Origin of the sequence: Streptomyces phaeoluteigriseus (assembly GCF_001896135.2) — a bacterium.
GTDB lineage: Bacteria > Actinomycetota > Actinomycetes > Streptomycetales > Streptomycetaceae > Streptomyces > Streptomyces phaeoluteigriseus.
Genome location: NZ_MPOH02000037.1, coordinates 1 through 3,314, shown reverse-complemented (window position 1 = coordinate 3,314; position 3,314 = coordinate 1). Strand labels below are relative to the sequence as shown.

2 protein-coding genes are annotated in these 3,314 nt (G+C 75.7%); both read left to right on the top strand.

The features are described 5' to 3' along the window. The coding region (locus BM536_RS37360) for a type I polyketide synthase (protein WP_211363017.1) at positions 1-3,081 on the top strand (3,081 nt) is incomplete at its 5' end. A 59-nt stretch (positions 3,082-3,140) separates the two neighbouring features. Continuing rightward, positions 3,141-3,314: polyketide synthase docking domain-containing protein (locus BM536_RS44115; RefSeq protein ID WP_143651094.1), on the top strand; the 174-nt coding region annotated here is incomplete at its 3' end.

Below are 3,314 nucleotides of genomic sequence, written 5' to 3'. Positions count from 1 at the left end.
CAGGGGGTGACCCGGTTCGTGGAGCTGGGTCCGGACGGCACCCTGACCGCACTCACCCGACAAGCCCTCGACGACGAGGAACCCGGTGTCCTGACCCCGGTCCTGCGCAAGGGCCGGCCCGAGACCGAGACCGTCACCGGCGCCCTCGCACTGCTGTGGATGGGCGGCGCCGAGGTCGACTGGTCGGCCGCCCTGCCCGCGGCCCGCCGGACACCGCTGCCCACCTACGCCTTCCAGCACTCCCGGTACTGGCTCGACGCGCCGGCCACGACCGGCGACATCACCGGCCTGGGCCTGACCGCGGCGGACCACCCGCTGCTCGGGGCCGCCGTGGGCGTCGCGGGCCGGGACGAGACGCTGTTCACCGGACGCCTGTCCCTGCGTACGCACCCGTGGCTCGCGGACCACGTCGTCGCCGGAGCGGCCCTGCTGCCCGGCACGGCACTGCTCGAACTGGCCGCGCGGGCCGCGGAGCAGACCGGCGCGGCACGGGTCGCCGAACTCAACCTGGCCGCCCCGCTCCTGCTGCCCGACCACGAGGGCGTCCAGCTGCAGGTCGCCGTCGGCGCCCCCGACGAGCGGTCGGCACGCACCCTCGACATCCACTCGCGCACCGCGGACGGCGACTGGGTCCTCAACGCCAGCGGCACGCTCGACTCCGAGCAGCCCACCGGCGGTGACACCGCACTGGTGGCATGGCCGCCGGCCGGAGCCGACGAGATCGACCTGGACACCGCCTACGAGCGCCTCGTCGAGCACGGCTACGCCTACGGCCCGGCCTTCCGCGGTCTGCGACGGCTGTGGCGCACCGCGGACGAGCTGTACGCCGAGATCGCGCTGCCCGACGCCCTGCGCGACAGCGCGAGCGCCTACCTGCTGCACCCGGCGGCCCTGGACGCGGCGCTGCACGCGCTGCTCCCCGGAGTGGCGGACGACGAGACGGCGCCGGCGAGGATCCCCTACGCCTGGTCCGACGTACGGGTGCACGCGGCCGGCGCCGCGGTGCTCAGGGTCCGTCTCGCGGTGACGCGGCCGCGGCCCGAGACGCTGGAAGCCACCGTGACGGTGGCCGACGGGGCGGGCATGCCGGTGCTGTCGGCGGGGTCGCTGGTGCTGCGCCCGCTGACGCGCGACGCGCTGCGCCTCGCCGGCGCCGGGCGGGACGGCCTGTTCGCGGTGCGGTGGGCGGCCGACGTGCCGGGCACCGGCTCGGAACCGGACACCTCCGGCTGGGCCGTGGTGGGCCGGTGGGCGCACGCGCCGACGCCGTCGTACCCGGACCTGGCGGCAGCGGCCGAGGCCGGTGCGCACACGGTCGTGTGGGCACCCGGCAGCCCCGAGGAGGCCACCGCCTCCGGTGCGGGCATGCCCGCCGCCGCCCGCCACGCCCTGCACCGGGCGCTGGAAGTGGTGCGGGAGTTCCTGGCCGACCGGCCGCCGTCCGCGGCCAGGCTGGTCGTGGTGACCCGGGGCGCGGTCTCGACGGGCGTCGGCGAGGACGTGCCGGATCTGGCCCACGCAGGACTGTGGGGCCTGCTGCGCGTCGCGCAGAGCGAGAACCCCGACCGCATCGTCCTGGTCGACGCCGACCCGGCGTCCGGCACCGAGGAGGAGTTCCGGCACGTCGTCGACGCCGTGCACAGCGGCCTGGCCCAGATCGCGATCCGGGACGGACGGCTGCTGACGCCGCACCTGGCCCGCCCCGCGGCCGAAGCCGGGGAGAGCGCGGAACCCGGCTGGGACCGGGGCACCGTACTGGTGACGGGCGCGACCGGCACGTTGGGCGCCCTGGTCGCCCGGCACCTGGTGGCCGAACACGGGGCACGGCGCCTGTTGCTGCTCAGCCGACGCGGTGCCCACGCCCCCGGCGCCGACACGCTGCGCGCGGGACTGGAGGAACTGGGCGCGGTGGTCGACTTCGCCGCCTGCGACGTCGCCGACCGCGCCGAACTGGCCGCCGTCCTGGACCGTGTGCCGCGGGACGCCCCGCTGTGCGCGGTGGTACACACCGCGGGCGTGCTGGACGACACCGTCATCGGGGACCTGACCGCCGAACGGCTGGACGCGGTGGTGCGGCCGAAGATCGACGCGGCCTGGAACCTGCACGAGCTGACGCGTGAGCTGCCCCTGTCGGCGTTCGTGCTGTACTCCTCCGTCGCCGGCCTCATCGGCAACGCCGGCCAGGCCAACTACGCGGCGGGCAACACCTTCCTGGACGCCCTGGCGGCCCACCGCCGCGCGACCGGACTGCCCGGCACATCGGTGGCGTGGGGACTGTGGCAGGAGTCGAGCACGATCAGCGGCGGCCTGTCGCAGGCGGACCTGCGGCGGCTGGCCCGGCTCGGGCTGCGGGCACTGCCCTCGGACGCGGCGATGGACCTGTTCGACGCGGCCGTCGCCGGGCCGGAGGCGGTGACGGCCGCGGTGCACCTCGACATGCAGGTGCTGCGCAGCCAGGGCGAACGGGCGCATCCGCTGCTGCGCCGCCTGGCGCCCGCCCCGACCCGCCGCACGACCGGCGCGAACGGCCGGGCGGCCGACGGCACGTCCGGCCTGATACGGCAGCTCGCCGCACTCGGACCGGACGAGCGCGCGGCGGCCCTGGCCGACGTGGTGCGCGCCCAGGCCGCCGACGTACTCGGCCACACCGGGCAGGACGCGGTGGACTCCGAGCGCTCGTTCCAGGAGCTGGGCTTCGACTCGCTGACCGCGGTGGAACTGCGCAACAAGCTCAACGCCGCGACCGGTCTGCGGCTGCCCTCCACGCTCGTCTTCGACTACCCGACGCCCGCCGCCCTGGCCGGACACCTCGCCGATCAGATCACCGCGGGCGAGGAGCCCGCCACGCCGGCCGGCCCCGTCCTCGCCGACCTGGCTCGCGCCAGGACGGCCATCGAGGCCCTCGCCACCGGTGACGAGACCACCCGGACCCAGGTGGCGTCCAGCCTGCGCGAACTGCTGCGCCTGGCCGAAGGAGCGCCCACGGCCGTGGCGGACGGCGCCGGTGACCCGGCCGGCGAGCCGGACCTGGACTCGGCGACCGACGAGGAACTCTTCGCCCTTCTCGACGAACTCGACTGACCCGGGCCCCACGGCCCCTGTCCTCCCGACCGCACACCTTCTTCCTGGAGTTGAGACCCGTGACGGATGAGGCAAAGCTCCGCGACTACCTCAAGCGGGCCATTGCCGACGCCCGCGACGCGCGCAAGCGGCTGACCCACGTCGAGGACAGGCAGCACGAGCCGATCGCGATCGTGGGGATGGCGTGCCGTTATCCGGGTGGGGTGTCGTCGCCGGAGGGGTTGTGGGGGTTG